This is a genomic window from Kothea flammea (assembly GCF_052161645.1).
Classification (GTDB): Bacteria; Planctomycetota; Planctomycetia; order Pirellulales; family Pirellulaceae; genus Laterigemmans.
Window position 1 is genome coordinate 6,987,611 of record NZ_CP197414.1, and the last position, 14,721, is coordinate 7,002,331.

General features: G+C 56.2%; 14 protein-coding genes and 5 tRNA genes. 3 read left to right on the forward strand and 16 right to left on the reverse strand.

The window, feature by feature from the left end; all coding sequences use genetic code 11:
• Window positions 1–5 precede the first annotated feature (5 nt).
• Together SH139x_RS26050 and SH139x_RS26055 are read right to left on the reverse strand one after the other, a co-directional pair.
• Complete coding sequence (locus SH139x_RS26050) at window positions 6–689, reverse strand: hypothetical protein (RefSeq protein WP_488352663.1); 684 nt, start codon at window positions 687–689, stop codon at window positions 6–8.
• Between the two features lie 5 nt (window positions 690–694).
• On the reverse strand, window positions 695–1,567 hold the full coding sequence (locus SH139x_RS26055; RefSeq protein WP_488352664.1) for a carbohydrate-binding family 9-like protein: 873 nt from the start codon (window positions 1,565–1,567) through the stop codon (window positions 695–697).
• 192 nt (window positions 1,568–1,759) lie between these two features.
• On the opposite strand from SH139x_RS26055, the gene SH139x_RS26060 reads away from it, so the two are divergent.
• Entirely contained in the window at window positions 1,760–2,578 is an 819-nt protein-coding gene (locus tag SH139x_RS26060) for an ABC transporter ATP-binding protein (RefSeq protein ID WP_488352665.1), read from the forward strand.
• On the opposite strand, the gene SH139x_RS26065 is transcribed toward SH139x_RS26060, so the two are convergent.
• Window positions 2,575–2,946 carry a hypothetical protein gene (locus SH139x_RS26065; protein ID WP_488352666.1) on the reverse strand — a complete coding sequence of 124 codons (372 nt, stop codon included), beginning with the start codon at window positions 2,944–2,946 and terminating at the stop codon, window positions 2,575–2,577. The genes SH139x_RS26060 and SH139x_RS26065 overlap by 4 nt on opposite strands.
• 255 nt (window positions 2,947–3,201) lie before the next feature.
• Window positions 3,202–3,399, reverse strand: coding sequence for a cold-shock protein (locus SH139x_RS26070; RefSeq protein ID WP_488352667.1), 198 nt, complete (start codon window positions 3,397–3,399; stop codon window positions 3,202–3,204).
• Between the two features lie 422 nt (window positions 3,400–3,821).
• On the opposite strand from SH139x_RS26070, the gene SH139x_RS26075 reads away from it, so the two are divergent.
• Window positions 3,822–4,535, forward strand: coding sequence for an apolipoprotein acyltransferase (locus SH139x_RS26075; protein WP_488352668.1), 714 nt, complete (start codon window positions 3,822–3,824; stop codon window positions 4,533–4,535).
• Between the two features lie 48 nt (window positions 4,536–4,583).
• Here the strand turns inward: SH139x_RS26075 and SH139x_RS26080 are convergent, their stop codons facing one another.
• A complete protein-coding gene (locus SH139x_RS26080) occupies window positions 4,584–5,087 on the reverse strand; it encodes a GrpB family protein (protein ID WP_488352669.1) in 504 nt (167 codons plus the stop codon).
• Between the two features lie 118 nt (window positions 5,088–5,205).
• Window positions 5,206–6,660, reverse strand: a complete 1,455-nt coding sequence (locus SH139x_RS26085; RefSeq protein ID WP_488352670.1) for an SHD1 domain-containing protein — start codon at window positions 6,658–6,660, stop codon at window positions 5,206–5,208.
• Window positions 6,661–6,974: 314 nt separating this feature from the next.
• Between SH139x_RS26085 and SH139x_RS26090 the strand changes: the two genes are divergently transcribed.
• The gene (locus SH139x_RS26090) at window positions 6,975–9,017 is read left to right on the forward strand and encodes an ATP-binding protein (RefSeq protein ID WP_488352671.1); all 2,043 of its coding nucleotides are present in this window, start codon (window positions 6,975–6,977) and stop codon (window positions 9,015–9,017) included.
• A gap of 81 nt (window positions 9,018–9,098) precedes the next feature.
• On the opposite strand, the gene nusG is transcribed toward SH139x_RS26090, so the two are convergent.
• From nusG to SH139x_RS26140, 10 genes are all read right to left on the reverse strand, one after another.
• A complete protein-coding gene (gene nusG, locus SH139x_RS26095) occupies window positions 9,099–9,875 on the reverse strand; it encodes a transcription termination/antitermination protein NusG (RefSeq protein ID WP_488352672.1) in 777 nt (258 codons plus the stop codon).
• A gap of 38 nt (window positions 9,876–9,913) precedes the next feature.
• Window positions 9,914–10,354, reverse strand: coding sequence for a preprotein translocase subunit SecE (secE, locus tag SH139x_RS26100; RefSeq protein ID WP_488352673.1), 441 nt, complete (start codon window positions 10,352–10,354; stop codon window positions 9,914–9,916).
• Between the two features lie 102 nt (window positions 10,355–10,456).
• A tRNA-Trp gene (locus SH139x_RS26105) sits at window positions 10,457–10,529 on the reverse strand.
• Between the two features lie 112 nt (window positions 10,530–10,641).
• Window positions 10,642–11,838 (reverse strand): elongation factor Tu, encoded by a 1,197-nt coding sequence (gene tuf / locus SH139x_RS26110; RefSeq protein ID WP_488352674.1) that lies wholly within the window; start codon window positions 11,836–11,838, stop codon window positions 10,642–10,644.
• A gap of 190 nt (window positions 11,839–12,028) precedes the next feature.
• Window positions 12,029–12,101, reverse strand: a tRNA-Thr gene (locus SH139x_RS26115).
• Window positions 12,102–12,142: 41 nt separating this feature from the next.
• A tRNA-Gly gene (locus SH139x_RS26120) sits at window positions 12,143–12,213 on the reverse strand.
• 21 nt (window positions 12,214–12,234) lie between these two features.
• Window positions 12,235–12,316: transfer RNA gene (locus SH139x_RS26125), tRNA-Tyr, on the reverse strand.
• Window positions 12,317–12,518: 202 nt separating this feature from the next.
• Window positions 12,519–12,591, reverse strand: a tRNA-Thr gene (locus tag SH139x_RS26130).
• A gap of 195 nt (window positions 12,592–12,786) precedes the next feature.
• Window positions 12,787–13,254: a ribonuclease HI gene (gene rnhA / locus SH139x_RS26135; protein ID WP_488352675.1), complete on the reverse strand. Its 468-nt coding sequence runs from the start codon at window positions 13,252–13,254 to the stop codon at window positions 12,787–12,789.
• Between the two features lie 66 nt (window positions 13,255–13,320).
• The gene (locus SH139x_RS26140; protein ID WP_488356097.1) at window positions 13,321–14,697 is read right to left on the reverse strand and encodes a DUF1501 domain-containing protein; all 1,377 of its coding nucleotides are present in this window, start codon (window positions 14,695–14,697) and stop codon (window positions 13,321–13,323) included.
• Window positions 14,698–14,721 lie beyond the last annotated feature (24 nt).

Below are 14,721 nucleotides of genomic sequence, written 5' to 3' on the forward strand. Positions count from 1 at the left end.
ATCCCCTACTCTGCCCGCAACGATTCGATCCATTCCTGGATTAGCTGGACAGCTCGTTGGTCCACCCGATTTGTCGCAAGTGGCGGCATTTGACTGAGGCCTCGGCGAGCCATGCGGGCAAGTAGGACCGAGTGACTAGGCTTGCCAATCGCAATTAGCCTGGCCTGTTCGATCTGCAGGTTTGTATGTAACGGTGGTTGGTTGAGCAGTGCCATATTGTCCAGCTTGGTATAGTTATCCAGGACAATTTTTGCATTGCCACCTCCAGCGTCGACATGGCAGTCAGCGCAATTGACGTGCAAGTAGGAGCGGACTCGGGTTGTTAAATCGGCATTCGCATGATAGGGGTTTGCCAAGCTGGGCAGCTCGCTAAAGTCTTGGTCTGGTTTTACATCGCGCAGCAGACCGCTGGAATTTAGCTTTGCCAACTGGGAAATAGCGTTGTCCGGATTGATCCCTTCGGCGCATGGCAAGGGGCGGTTTAATTGGTCGGTATTGGGAATGCGATTGAGGGCAATCAGCTTGGGAATTTCCAAGTGTGGAAATGCCTCTACCAACTTGAGAGGTGGCGGGGGCTCGGGGAAGTCCGCCAGCTTGGTTGGGTCCCAACGTTCGGCCGCCATGGTTTGCAGGCTGGCGAGCGTGAAGGCGGTGAGAAGTACGTATTGAAATGGCGTAAAGGTTTTCATCCTGTTCATTCCGCCACAAATGTGACACAAGGAAAGCACTCTGGAATATGTGAATCCCCGACACCATGGTGGCTGAGCGCCCAGCCTCCGGAGTCTTTTGCGGGAGCGGGGGCTTTGTATTGATTGAACCTGGAGAAATCGATTCGCCAAACGTCGCCCGGTTGGGGCGGTAGGCTGCGAGGCTTGGACATGTTTAGAACTGAGAAGCTTTTCCAGGGGGAGGCGAGCTCGACAGTCCATCCGTGGTCTTGATCTGAGTCGTCATGGAGCGCTCCGTTGACTTGCACGGCTGTCTGCGCGGCGGGGACATCCCAAGCTAAGAATGCCCAGCGAGCTCCGCGCGGATGGGATTGGAAGCTAACGCCAGTGAATGGTTGCCATTTGACTTCGGGGCGTGTCTTATCGAGTTGCGGTAATTTGGCAATCCCGGAAAATTCATAATTGCTTTGCCATACGAATAGCCCTTCGTAGATCGTCCCCAGGGCATTGATTTCAAATTCGTAAAAAGCGTCTTCACCAGCGACGATCAGTTCCACGTCATTTTCTTGATAGATCGGGCTGTCCCGCTGGGTAAATTTGGCCTGCACATTTGGTTCCGCGACGTCATAGGCGACGTACAGATAGTCAGCATCCCATAGCAGGCGAACTCGAGTGGCATGACGCGTTGGTTGGCCAGAGATTAAATCGACAAAAGGGGGTGACCAAGCGACATTGCGCCAAGCCGCTTCGTCCAATTTGCCATCGATTATGATGGTGGCGTCGGTGCGTTTGGCTTCGATCCGCAGAATGTCAGCTTCGGCGCCGGGGGGAAACTTACTTGGTTCCTCCCCTGCACAAAAACCGCTCACAAGTCCCAGCAGCACACATAATATTCGCATCGCTATTTCTGGCCGCGTAACGGTCATCCAGTGAGCCCATTGAAATCCGCTAACTGATGATAGTGTCAAACGGACTGTCAAGCCATGCTTTGCAGTGGAATCCGTTCCGCCTACATTCGGCATTGCTATGAAGCGTTATCGAGGAGGGTATCAAAAACTATTTTCCGCACCGATGTCAGGCAGTGAGAGAGAATGAAACTACCACTTATACGGTTGACGGGAGTATCAGTGGAGCGGGAGGAGCAGCAGATATTGCGGCGAATCGATTTGACGATTGCTCAAGGTCGGCACACCGCCGTGTTGGGGCCCAACGGAGCTGGCAAAACCTCTTTGTTACGGCTGCTGACGCGTCACTACTATCCGTCGGTGGAAACGAGCGGCGAACAGGGAGAAGTCGAAATCCTTGGCCGCAGCGATTGGCAAGTGGCCGAGTTGCGACAGCGGATGGGGGTGGTTTCGGCCAGTCTTGACGGCAGTTTTTCGGCTGGTCGAACGGGCAGGATGCGAGTTGAAGAGGCAGTTGCCAGCGGATTTACCGCGACGGAGTTGGCTGAGTTCGGCGTGCGACTGACCGCCGAGGTGCTAAAGCAAGTGACGGCTGCTCTGCAACGGGTCGCTGCGGAGCACTTGCGGGGGCGGATCGTGGCCACCTTGTCGACCGGTGAGCGACGGCGGGTGATGATCGCCCGCGCGCTCGTCCATCGCCCGGAAGTGTTAGTGCTCGATGAACCAACGACCGGCCTGGACATTGCCGCCCGTCATCAAGTGGTGGGAATCCTAAGGCAGGTTACCAAGATTGCCGGATTGACGCTGGTATTAGTGACGCATCACATCGAAGAAGTGGTGCCGGAGATACAAGACGTCTTGTTGTTGGATCAGGGGCAAATTACTTTTGCCGGCCCGCCCGGCGAGGCAATTACGGGTGAACGGCTATCGACTCTGTTCGGCCTACCGCTGCGAATCGCAATCACCGCGTCGGGCTGCTTTCAAGTGGCGGTGGTCGAACATTAGTGGGTATGCTTGGTCTCGAATCCGTATTTCTTCAGCCAAGCCTCCCATTGATGCGCCGTCTTGTGATCTTTCAGTGACATCCTTTTCCATTTTGGGCATTGGTAAGTGATGTCAATGTGATCGCCGTGTTCGCTAGTTTTGACTTCGCACTTCAGTTGCTTGAGCGTTGCGATCATTTTTTCAGCGTCTTTGGCATCTTTGGAATGGACTGTTTTCCAGCTGGTAAGGCGATAATCGACAATCTCCTTAGTTTCTTGTTGAGCGGCAGCTGGCGGCAGTGCGGCTGGTAAGGTTGCGGCTGCTGAATGAACCGACGCGTGCGCGCATGCGGTGAGCGTGAGCAGCATTACTATGGCGAGACGTCGCATGATCACCTTCCTCGTTGCTAGTGGGATCGAAAACGCCGCAAAAAGAGAAATCACGGCACGGGTTCGTCAGGCCCCTGGCCGAACACGAACGGGTCGATAGATAGCACGATGAAAGGGAGCGAGATAAGATCGATTGGGACAAAAAAAGAACCCGGTGGAAAAAATCCCACCGGGTTCACATTTTTACTAACGAAGGCTTGAGGTATCAACCAACCAAAATCGGTTCGGATTGAGCTATCAAGCCGAACGTCTTAATCAGACAGGGCGAACATTTTCGGCTCGCGGACCTTTTGGTCCTTGACCCGGCTCGTAAGTCACCTGCTGTCCTTCCCGCAACTCCTCGTATCGAACTCCATCTAAGTTCGACAGGTGGAAGAACAGGTCTGGACCGTTTCCGGTATCAATGAAACCGAAACCCTTGTCCGTCAAACGCTTGATCGTACCTTCAGCCATTACTTCTACTTCTCAAAAAGCTCTTAACGTTCGCCCATTCGAGGCCAATAGGTTGGGCGTAATTCGCGGCCTCGAGCTGTATTCTATCGCCTAGAACGGCGCTTTCCAACGCCAAAACCGGGAACGAATCGCAAATATCGCGTGTCCCTTGCCGGTCTGGTACGGTCAAATGTGTAATTCCCTCCGATTCGTTACTGGGAAAACCGTGATTTGCCCGATAAAAAACCGCTTTTTTGACAGCTGGCCGACGAGGCGAACCACGAAAATTGCTCGCCAAACCCTCTGCACCACAAGCGAAAAAAAAATATTTTTTCTTCCTAGACAGCTGGCAATGCGGCTTTCCGAAGGCCGGTAATTGTCCCTTTGGCCGCAGCGGCGCACTGCGGAGATGTGGTTTTCCCTTCTTTTCAGAGCACTTTTAAATGACAGAGCCGATGACTGGCCGACAGATGATGACGCGTTGTGTTGAGTTGGCTGGATACCCGGCAGCCGCGTCGCTAGAGCCATCCGACTTGATTGGACTCTTCCAACGCTTTCGCCCGGATGGTCAGCAGGTCGACGTGTTGCTCGAAGATGTCGCAGCGGCCGAGGACTTAATTGGACGTCTCCGCCAGGTCTATCAGGTGGCAGGCGATCCGGCCCGTCCGAGCGGTGGATTGGACGCCTATTTTATTGTCCGCGAGCCTGCAGAGATTGAAGCCGATTACGCGGAGGTCGTTTGCCAAGATTGGTTGCAGGCTTTGGCTGCAGTCGCTGCGGGTCAAGGCAAAACGAAGCTACAAGAGTTGTTGGCTTCAGGAGTGACGATCAGGGTGCTGGAAGGCAAGCCGCCCAAGCATCCTCGCAGCGAGAACGAGCGATCCGCGTTGCTCAATGAGCTAAATCGTTTGCAAAGCGAGTTAACCGAGCAATTGCAATCAGCTTGCCAAGCGGTTGAGGCATTGCGAACGGCTTATTATTTCATTGCCTGCGATGGGTTTCTCCGCGATTATTTGATGTGGCCGATTTACCGACAAGCGGGTAGCAGCGACGATCCCTTTGCCGCTTATTTTCTGATGTGGCGGCATGGAATTAAATTTCGCACTTTCAGTGACGAAACCTTGGATCTCTATCTGCCAAGGCATCCTTATCGCTGAGCGGGCAGCTCAATTGGGTTCACAGTCGGGGCTGGTTCGCGGCTGGGGCTATTTGAGTTTAGCGAAAAAGTCGTGCTTGAACTGTGCGTAGGCCTCGGCATCACCATCGGAGCAACGCCATTTGGCGACCTTTGCTTCCTCAAATGCGATTGCAGCTTCGCGGTTTGCTCGCAACCAGTCGCGTGTCCGCAACATTTTTTCGGCGGTTGGATCACCGGCTAGAAACAGGTAGACGTGGTGAGTTTCAGCGCCGCGGCGAGGCTTGCTCAGCAGGCAACCGGTGGAGTGCCAAGGGGCGGCCGCTGTGGCCGGTTGCACGGCAAAGTTAAGTCCTTCGATTAACTCCGTGGCGTGTTTCCATCCGCTGGGGTCTGACAGGATAGCAACGGAATCGATGACCGGCCGCGCGATCAGTCCGGAGATGGCGGTGCTGCCCACGTGCCACACGTCTGTCACCCAACCTTCGCAGCTGCCCAGCAGGTTTGAGCGAGTTTGTTCGAACTCTTGAGGCCACCGCGGATCGTAGTGCATCAAGCGAATTTCGGCAGTCAAATTTTCTTCCTAGCAGCTGTGAATGAAAAAACGCGGAATATCCATGATTGAGGGATAAACCGCGTTGAGAATTTCCGGCGGTTCGCCGTCAGTTGACAGCGAGCGGAGCGGGGTTGGTTTACTTCTGGACTGACACCAAAGCCGCGGCGTTCGCCATCGCTTGCCGAAGCTCGGCTACGTATTCCGCGTCCGAGGCGCTCAACCGGTCAAATTCAACGGTACAGGTCCGTCCATTTGTTTTGAGCAGGCGAACATAAGTCTCACCGACAAAAATCAAACGTCCCTCTGTGGAGAAGTGTCCGGTGTTGTCAATCCAAAGACGCGACTCGGTAGCATCGAGCGGCGAAATGCGATCGCTGCTGGCGGCAACCGAGACAGCAGCGGGAGCGACTTGCTGGGCAGTCAGTTCCGCAGCTTCGCTGGTGCCGCGTTTCCCGAACAGTTCATCAAAAATATTGGACTCACCGTTTTGGGGAGCCGCATCTGCGGGCTTTTCTTCGTCGAGCGAGGTGGGGTTGAGCGGTTCACCGAATAAACCACCCTCATCTCCACCGTCGGCGGCCGGCTCGTCAAACAACCCGTTACCTTCGCCGCCATCAGCGGCAGGTGCATCACCGGCAGGGGCGGGATCGCCGAAGATATCGTCGAAACTGTCATCTGCCGGGGCTGGTGCGGGATCGGCCGCGGGCTGATCGCCACCGAAAATGTCATTGCCCAGGTCATTGCCAGTTTCGCTCGGAGGAGCTGGCTGATCACCGCCGAGAATGTCGTCGAACAAGCCGTCCCCGGCTGCTGGCTCGTCGCCCGCTGGTTCTTCCCCAAACAGATCGATGGGCTCTTCACCAGCCGGTGGCTCTGCAGCTGGTTCCTCACCGAACAGGTCAAGAGGTTCCTCGCCAGCTGGCTGGGCGGGGGTCGGTTCCTCTCCGAACAGATTCAGTGGATCGTCGGCAGCCGGCTCTTCCGCCGGTGCTGGCTCGGCAGCTGGCTCATCGCCAAACAAGTCGATCGGCTCTTCAGCAGCTGGTGTTGGCTCGGCAGCCGGTTCATCGCCGAACAAATCGGTCGGTTCTTCAGCAGCAGGTTCAGCAGCCGGCTCATCGCCAAACAAGTCGGTTGGTTCTTCAGCCGCGGGTTCGGTTGCTGGCTCTGGATCGAATGGTGAGGGTACGACTGGTTCTTCAGCAGCCGGTTCCTCACCAGGTGGCGCAACGATGGCCTCAGGAGCGTCGGCCGGCAGGTTATCACTGGGAGAAGTGGCTTCCGGCTCGGCTGCGACCTCAGGCTCCGCTGCGACCTCAGGCTCCGCTGCGACCTCAGGCTCGGCTGCGACCTCAGGCTCGGCTGCTACCTCAGGCTCGGCTGCTACCTCAGGCTCAGTGGGGGTTTCGAGTTCCACGGGTGTGGGTTGCGGTTCAATCGGTGGATCGACCGGCGAAGGTTCTGCTTGCTGGACAGGCTGCTCCACGACAACGTGGCCGCTCAACGGCATCGTGTCGCAACAGAGGGGCTCACAGACGGTGATCGGTGGGCAGCTGGTAACGGGGGGGCAGGCAGGGATGGTGGGGCACATGGGGACACAGCAACTTGGTGCAGGCTTGCAGCCAAGGCGCTTGAACAGTCTGCCCGCCAATGCGGGGCTGACGGTCATCGTGCTGGTCAATGAAGCAACCAGTGCCACGCGAAGGCAGTAACGTGTTTTCCGAGTCATGTTGGTTTGCGTTCCTCCGACCCTTGAATTGATGGGCGGATAGGGAAAGTTACAGGAGAACCGTTCGTCCACCTTAATTCTGCGGTCCAGCGGTCGCAAGCAAAAGGATTGCCACGAAGAAGATCTTCGGCGAAATCTCTGGCTAAATCAGGAAAGTCCTGGAGTTTAGTGATCAAGTGACTCCTACTGCTTGCCTAGAATATGGCGATCCTGAGGATGCTGGCGATACTGAGGTTGGGTTGCGAGTCAATTCATGCCATAATTTCAGCGCTGCCCGAGCATTCGCTGATCGTTCAGCGTTCACCGCGATGCTCGACCGGCTGGCAAACTTTCCCCACCCTCGAAAACGCCCACGGCTGACGCTGTCGGTTCAAGGTTCACGCATGCTGCGATTTCTGCAGAACGTGTTCGCCTCGATGAGCCTGGAACGCAAGTGCTTGCTGTTCTTCGGCTCAGCGCTGCTGTTGTTGATGTTCGGCGCATTTTGGATTTTGCAGGTTTTGGCGGGCAAACTGGTGCTCAATCAGACTCGTCAGATTGCCTCGGAATACGGGCACTCGCACTTGGCACTAACGCACGTCAAGCGGGAGTATCAGTTTGGTCGGGACCCGGCGGAAGTCAACCAAATTGAAACAGTGCTCGAAAGCCTGATGCCGTTGCTGTTGAATGAGTCGAGTGAAGTGCAGATTTTGGCACTTGATCGAGAGCTCGAGTTTGACCGCTTGCCTCCCCCGAACAACGAAGGGCTGGATGTGACGGAGGAGGCGATTTTGACCCGCCTTCATCTCGGATTTGAGCAGTGGCTGACCACGGTTGCGCAAGACAAATCGATTAATTGGGACGGCGAATTCGAAGTCGACGAGGCGGAGGTTTTTTCCCAAGTCTCGGTCAACGCCCAGCCCCAATTTATTGAACGGGGGCCGATTGGTGATCGCTATATTTTCTATAAGCCAATAGTATTTAACGACCGTTGCATGCGGTGCCATTCTCGCGTTGGTGAGCCACCAATTTCGTTGGCTGAGGCTGATCCAGAGACGATTGCCGAGAAGTATCCCTTCCGGGTGCTGAAGATCAGCATGCCCTATCAGCCAACTTACGATGCGAACACGCAAATTCGCGCGTTGCTGATCGCGATTGCCATGATGATTATTGCCGTGGGGCTGTTCGTGCTGCACGCCATCGTCCGCTACCTAGTGCTGCAGCCGCTCTACCACCTTCGCGATGTCAGCGACGCGATCAGCCGGGGTGAGACCGAGCTACGGGCAACGATCGAAACCGAGGATGAATTCCGCGAATTGGCCGACGCGTTTAACCGCATGTTGAGACACTTGATCGAAACCCAGGATAAGATCAGCGAAGTGAATCGTGAACTCGATCAGCGCGTCGACCAACTCGCTCAATTGAACTTGCAACTGTACGAGGCGAATCGGCTGAAAAGTGACTTCCTGGCCAACATGAGTCACGAATTACGGACGCCCCTGAACAGCATCATTGGCTTTTCGGATGTCTTGCAAGGCATTGAGTCGCTGACCGATAAACAGCGCCGTTACGCCGCCAATATTCAACGCAGCGGGCGGGTGCTGCTGGAGATGATTAACGACATTCTCGATTTGGCCAAGGTCGAGGCAGGCAAGATGGAAGTCCGCCGCTCAACGTTCAACCTGCTCTCCCTGCTCCAGTCTCAAGTCGATATGGTGCGGGGCCTGTCTGACGATAAAAACATCAGCTTGACCGTGCAGTGTGCCCAGTCGCTGCCGCTGGCCGAGCAAGATCAGGGGAAAATCGGTCAAATCCTCACTAATTTGCTGAGCAACGCGATCAAATTCACTCCGGAAGGGGGCATGATCACGGTGACGCTGGACGATTTAGCTACGACAGAAAGAAAGCCGGATGAGGACCAAGGACGTTTCTGCTTGGCTGTCTCTGACACCGGAATTGGAATCGCCGAAGAGGATCAAGGGGTGATTTTCGAGAAGTTCCGCCAAAGCCGCACGGTGCTCGATGGCGACGGACTGACACGCGAATTCTCAGGCACCGGCCTCGGACTTTCCATCGTGAAGGAGCTATGCAAGTTGCTCGGTGGAGAAATCACTTTTGAGAGCCAACTGGGGCATGGCAGCACCTTCCGCGTTACCCTCCCCTGGCGTCTGCCGCAGCAGGCGCCGCACCCGACAAGCGAAGACGAACGCAGCTTGACGGGGCAGTTCCTGGGCTCGTGAGCCGCCGGCAGTAAGAGAAGGGTCTGAAGACCCAACGATTCCGGAAAACGGGCCTGGAGACCCGCCCTCCGGGAATGCTTGCTAGAGCTCTTCGACTTGCCAGTGGTCGAGTTCCATGGGGACCGAACGACCAAAGATGTTGATGATCACGGTGATGCGCCCATTGGCTTCGTCGACCGAATCGATCTCACCTTCTTGGTTCTGGAAGTTGCCTTCCTTGACGCGAACCCGATCTCCAACGTCAAACGGAATGGAGGTCTTAAGTTGGACTTCGTCGTCTTCACCGATTTCGGGCTTCTTGACGAAGCGTTCGATATCGGCAGGGTCCATTGGCATCGGCTTGCCGGCGGCTCCAGTAAAATCACTGATCCCGCCGGTTTCACGGACGAGGAACCAAGTGTCGTCGTTGATGATCATATTGACCATCAGATAGCCGGGCAGCAATTTCCGTTTGACGATCCGTCGTTTGCCGGCCCGGGTGAACTCGACCAAGTCCTCTGTGGGGACAACGATATCGCCGAAGTATTCTTCCATGCCTTCCATGCGGACCCGTTTGGCCAACGCATCGCGAATCGATTCTTCGCGGTTAAAGGCAACCTTCAGAATGTACCAGTCCATTCGCCCCTCTTCGGACTCCACAGCGGGAGCGGCGGCAGTTTTACCGCCGCCTTTGGGAGCAGAAGGTTGACTGGCGGCATCAGCGACGGCGGGTTGATGATCATCGTCGTGCTGGGACGATGTCGCTTGATCAGCGTCCTGGGAGCCTGATTCCGCGGAATCCGCTTGTGGCGAATCGGGCAAATCTTGATCGATCGCTTGATCATCGATCGCTTCGCGTTGGTTGTCGGCGTCAGTCACGGGGCAGTCCTGGGAGAGTGGAGTAGGGAGACCGCACTTTAGACGGTAACTCCGAGAGCCCGGAAAACGGCCTGCCAAGCGATGTCGAAGACGAACAGGATCATGGCCAGGAAGAAAATGGTGAAGATCACCACAATCGACGCTCGCACAAGCTCGGTCTTGCCGGGCCAGCTGACTTTCGCCATTTCCGCTTCAACAGCGATCAAAAAATCGGCAAAGCGGGGCCAATTGACGATCCGAAAACCAAACCAACCGCCGGCGAGCAGCAGGGCGCCAGGTACGGCGACCTCGGCCCAGGTACGCGCACCAAAGGCACCATCGAGCCAGACGTTTAACCGCCAGCAGCCTAAGGCAACGGTGACCCAAATCGCCAAACAGGTAAGTTGGCGTACGAGACGACCTTGATTCGGTTTGTAGACGCCGACATGAAACAGTTCGGCAGTCAACGGCGGGCTTGCGCCGGCAACATCCCTGGACATCCGCTCCGGCTCCCCTTCAAAAATTCGAAAAAAAATATGAACTACCCAACCGTTTGTCGACGCGGGGCATCAAGCCCTGGTTAGCAAGTGGTTGGAAAACAGCAGGGGCGGCGGGAGTCGAACTCGCAACCGCCGGTTTTGGAAACCGGTGCTCTGCCAATTGAGCTACACCCCTGAAACAAAGGCTGAAACCGAGAATGACGAAGCAGCCAAGAGTTAACCTCAAGGTTGCTTCGTCACTGGTTGGATTTCAGCCTCACGGCATCAATGCGATACTTTAATTCATACTACTCGAGAATCTTGGTGACAATACCCGAACCGACGGTCCGGCCACCTTCGCGAATTGCGAACCGCACGCCATCATCCATGGCGATTGGCTTGTGCAATTCCACAGTCACTCGCACGTTGTCACCAGGCATGCACATGTCGGCACCGACCAAGTTGGCGGTTCCGGTGACGTCGGTGGTGCGGAAATAGAACTGCGGGCGATAGCCACTGAAGAATGGGGTGTGGCGACCACCTTCGTCTTTGCTCAAGCAGTAAACTTCGGCTTCAAACTTGGTGTGCGGCGTGATGCTGCCCGGCTTGGCCAAAACTTGACCACGCTGGATATCTTCACGCTTGACGCCCCGCAGCAAGCAACCGACGTTGTCACCTGCGCGACCTTCGGTCATTTCCTTGCGGAACATTTCCACGCCTGTGCAGGTGGTTTTGGCGGAATGCTCGGCCAAGCCGACGATCTCCACTTCTTCACCAACCTTGACAACACCGCGCTCGATCCGCCCGGTGGCAACCGTTCCCCGTCCAGCGATCGAGAACACGTCCTCGATGGCCATCAGGAAGGGGCGATCCTCTTCGCGGTCGGGCTCAGGAATGAACTCGTCCAAGGCGTTCATCAAATCCGAGATGCACTTGCTGGCATCGGGATCGGCTGGCTTGTTGTAAGCTGGCAAGGCACTACCGTGGATGACGGGGACGTCATCGCCGGGGAAGTCGTACTTGCTGAGCAATTCACGAACTTCGAGCTCAACCAATCCGAGCAGTTCGGGATCGTCAACGAGGTCGACTTTGTTGAGGAAGACCACGATGTAAGGCACGCCGACCTGACGAGCCAAAAGCACGTGTTCTTTCGTTTGGGGCATCGGGCCGTCAGCAGCGGAAACGACCAAAATCGCTCCGTCCATCTGGGCCGCACCCGTGATCATGTTCTTGATAAAGTCGGCGTGCCCCGGACAATCGATGTGGGCGTAGTGCCGATTATCACTCTCGTACTCGACGTGAGCCACCGCAATGGTCACCGTCTTGGTTTGGTCACGTACCGTACCGCCCTTGGCAATGTCCGAATAGGCTTTCGCCTGGGCCAAACCCTTGGCTGCCTGGACCGCCAAAATGGCGCCGGTCGTGGTGGTTTTACCGTGGTCAATGTGGCCGATAGTACCAACGTTGACGTGGGGCTTTGTCCGCTTGAAAACCTCTTTGGCCATGTTTGCTATTCTCTACTTGCACCTGCAACCAACTGGACTGGCTGAACCGTGAGGTGACCCACCCCGCGACCGCCGCAGATTCTCGCTCGCGAGAATCAGGACCGCCAGTGACACAAAAGTGACGAAATAAAAAGTCGACCACCATCCAACGAAGGATTGGACGGCCGAAAAACCTCTGTCATTCTCACAGAGCTGCTGATGGGACTTGAACCCATGACCTCATCCTTACCAAGGATGTGCTCTACCAACTGAGCTACAGCAGCATGACTTCTAAACCACCGACCCGACAAGCGGGGGTGAGCAAAGCGGGTGAAGGGAATCGAACCCTCGTCTTCAGCTTGGAAGGCTGTTGCTCTACCATTGAGCTACACCCGCACTCGCCGCTAGTTCCATTAGTGGGAGGTACAGGATTCGAACCTGTGTAGGCTAAGCCAACGGATTTACAGTCCGCCCCCTTTAACCACTCGGGCAACCTCCCCAGCCACAAACAGTCAACATTCCGCCGACCGCCTCACTCATCTTCTTCTCTCAGTGCGTCTTTCAATGATGCTTGTCTTTGAATTAATCCTAAACGTAACCGTTCGCCTCGCCGTAGCCTAGGCGTCCTTCCCGAAAGTGACCCTGCGATCCTCTGAAAAAGCGCAAAATCTTCCTCGAAGACAGAAAATGTCCTTACTGAAAGCCAGCGGAGGGGTTCGAACCCACGACCTACTGATTACAAATCAGTTGCTCTGCCAACTGAGCTACGCTGGCACAAACCCACCTGGGGCGCTCAGAAGTGCGAGAGTTTAGCAAGCTTGGCAAACGGAGCAACCCAGATTTTTGTGCTTCACATGCTTTTATGACGGTTCTTGGCCGGGAATGTTCACCCTTACCACCCAAAATGGTCGGCAAGGCCCCCGCGCCAGCTTTGCAGCGACCCCCGCAGGCTGCTGGCAACCACGCCCTTCAGGTGACTTTTTTCGCAGCCGCCACGGCCAACTCGTCACAACGCTCGTTCTCCGCGTGACCGCTGTGCCCCTTCACATGCTTAAAGGTAATCGCGTGCCGCTGCATCAAGACGTCGAGCTGTTGCCATAATTCGACATTCTTGACCGGCTTTAATTGCTTGCCCTCGCGTCGCTGCCAGCCCCTGGACTTCCAGCCAGCCATCCATTCCGTCATGCCCTGGCCCACGTATTTGCTGTCCGAACACAACAGCACTCGGCAAGGCCTCCGCAGCGCTTCCAGCCCGCGAATCACGGCCATCAATTCCATTTGATTGTTGGTCGTGCCAGCTTGACCACCGCTTCCTTCCTTTTCCCGCCCCGTAGCGACGTCGCGGAGCACAAACGCCCAACCGCCAGGGCCCGGGTTTCCGCTGCAAGCTCCGTCCGTGTATAGCTCAATCGCCGGCCAATCTGCTTGATTTCCCAATGGATTCTGTCCCTGTTCCTGGCTGATTATTCCCCGCTCATGGGATGGTTACTAAAGACTATCAAATCAGACAGCGGACGTCTCCAGGATCTCGCGGACCACCCGCCCCTCCACATCGGTCAGCCGAAAATCTCGACCCCCGTAGCGATAGGTCAGCCGTTCATGGTCGATTCCTAGCAGGTGCAGCAGCGTGGCGTGCAGGTCGTGGACGTGCACGCGATCCTCGGCGGCATAGAAGCCGAATTCATCGGAAGCTCCGTAGCTGAATCCCCGCTTCACTCCTCCGCCGGCAAACCACCAGGTAAAGGCGTGCGGATTATGATCGCGGCCGTTCTTGCCCTGGGCGGTCGGTGTGCGGCCAAATTCGCCTCCCCAGATCACCAGTGTCTCATCGAGCAACCCTCGCTGCTTGAGGTCTGTCAGCAAACCGGCGATCGGCTTGTCGACTTGACTGGCCAGTTCCGTGTGCTTTTCCTTTAGCTCCGAGTGCTGGTCCCAGTAGGCGTGCGAAGCTTGCACAAAGCGAACTCCCGCTTCCGAAAAACGCCGCGCCAACAAGCACTCGCGACCGTAATTGTCGGTCGGCTGTTCACCGATCCCGTATAACTTCAGCGTGGCCTGCGTCTCGTCCGCCAAGTCCATCAAAGCGGGTGCTTCCTGCTGCATGCGAAAGGCCAATTCAAACGATGCCAGCCTGGCTTGCAAAGCATCATCGACCGGCAAGCCTTGCTGGTGAGCCCGGTCAGCGGCCAACTGCTGCAGGAAATTCAGCTGCCGCGTTTGCATCGCCGCGTCGACTCCCTCTGGCGATTGCAAGTTCTCAATTCGCGTGTCGGCGATCTGTTTGCCCGAAGAGCCCAGTCGCGTGGCTTGATGAATCGGAGGCAAAAAGGCTGAGCCGAAGTTGCGTACACCACCATGGCCGAGGGTGGGATTGATGGTGATGAAGCTGGGTAGATTTTCGTTTTCCGTTCCCAGCCCGTAACTGATCCAAGACCCCATGCTGGGTCGCACGAAGGTGTCCGAGCCGGTGTGGATCTTAAGCAGCGCGCCGCCGTGGGCTTCGTTTGAACCGTGTAGCGATTTGATCATGGCCAAATCGTCGACGTGCTGGGCTACGTTTGGAAACAGGTCGCTGACCCAGCTCCCCGTTTCACCGTACTGACGAAATTCCCAAGGGCTGCGAAGCAAATTGCCCGTCTGAGCAAATTGGATTCGCGGCTTCTCGAATGGTAACGGCTTGCCGTCGCGGGCGATCAACTGTGGCTTGTAGTCAAAGGTGTCGACGTGCGATGGCCCGCCATGCATGAAAAGGAAAATGACCCGCTTGGCACGGGGCTGGAAATGCGGCGACCGCAACGTTTCCCCAGCAGCCGCGTGACTGCGGACGAGCAAGTCGGAAAGCGCCAAGCCGGCCAACCCGCAGCCAAATCCGCGAAACATCGCCCGCCGCGACACAGTCGACCC

Excerpts from the sequence above, each read along its gene's own strand:
- SH139x_RS26140 (WP_488356097.1), bottom strand. The coding sequence starts at position 14,697 with ATGTTTCGCGGATTTGGCTGCGGGTTGGCCGGCTTGGCGCTTTCCGAC.
- SH139x_RS26060 (WP_488352665.1), top strand. The coding sequence starts at position 1,760 with ATGAAACTACCACTTATACGGTTGACGGGAGTATCAGTGGAGCGGGAG.
- SH139x_RS26050 (WP_488352663.1), bottom strand. The coding sequence starts at position 689 with ATGAAAACCTTTACGCCATTTCAATACGTACTTCTCACCGCCTTCACG.
- SH139x_RS26085 (WP_488352670.1), bottom strand. The coding sequence starts at position 6,660 with ATGTGCCCCACCATCCCTGCCTGCCCCCCCGTTACCAGCTGCCCACCG.
- secE (WP_488352673.1), bottom strand. The coding sequence starts at position 10,354 with ATGTCCAGGGATGTTGCCGGCGCAAGCCCGCCGTTGACTGCCGAACTG.
- SH139x_RS26065 (WP_488352666.1), bottom strand. The coding sequence starts at position 2,946 with ATGCGACGTCTCGCCATAGTAATGCTGCTCACGCTCACCGCATGCGCG.
- tuf (WP_488352674.1), bottom strand. The coding sequence starts at position 11,838 with ATGGCCAAAGAGGTTTTCAAGCGGACAAAGCCCCACGTCAACGTTGGT.
- SH139x_RS26075 (WP_488352668.1), top strand. The coding sequence starts at position 3,822 with ATGACAGAGCCGATGACTGGCCGACAGATGATGACGCGTTGTGTTGAG.
- SH139x_RS26055 (WP_488352664.1), bottom strand. The coding sequence starts at position 1,567 with ATGCGAATATTATGTGTGCTGCTGGGACTTGTGAGCGGTTTTTGTGCA.
- SH139x_RS26070 (WP_488352667.1), bottom strand. The coding sequence starts at position 3,399 with ATGGCTGAAGGTACGATCAAGCGTTTGACGGACAAGGGTTTCGGTTTC.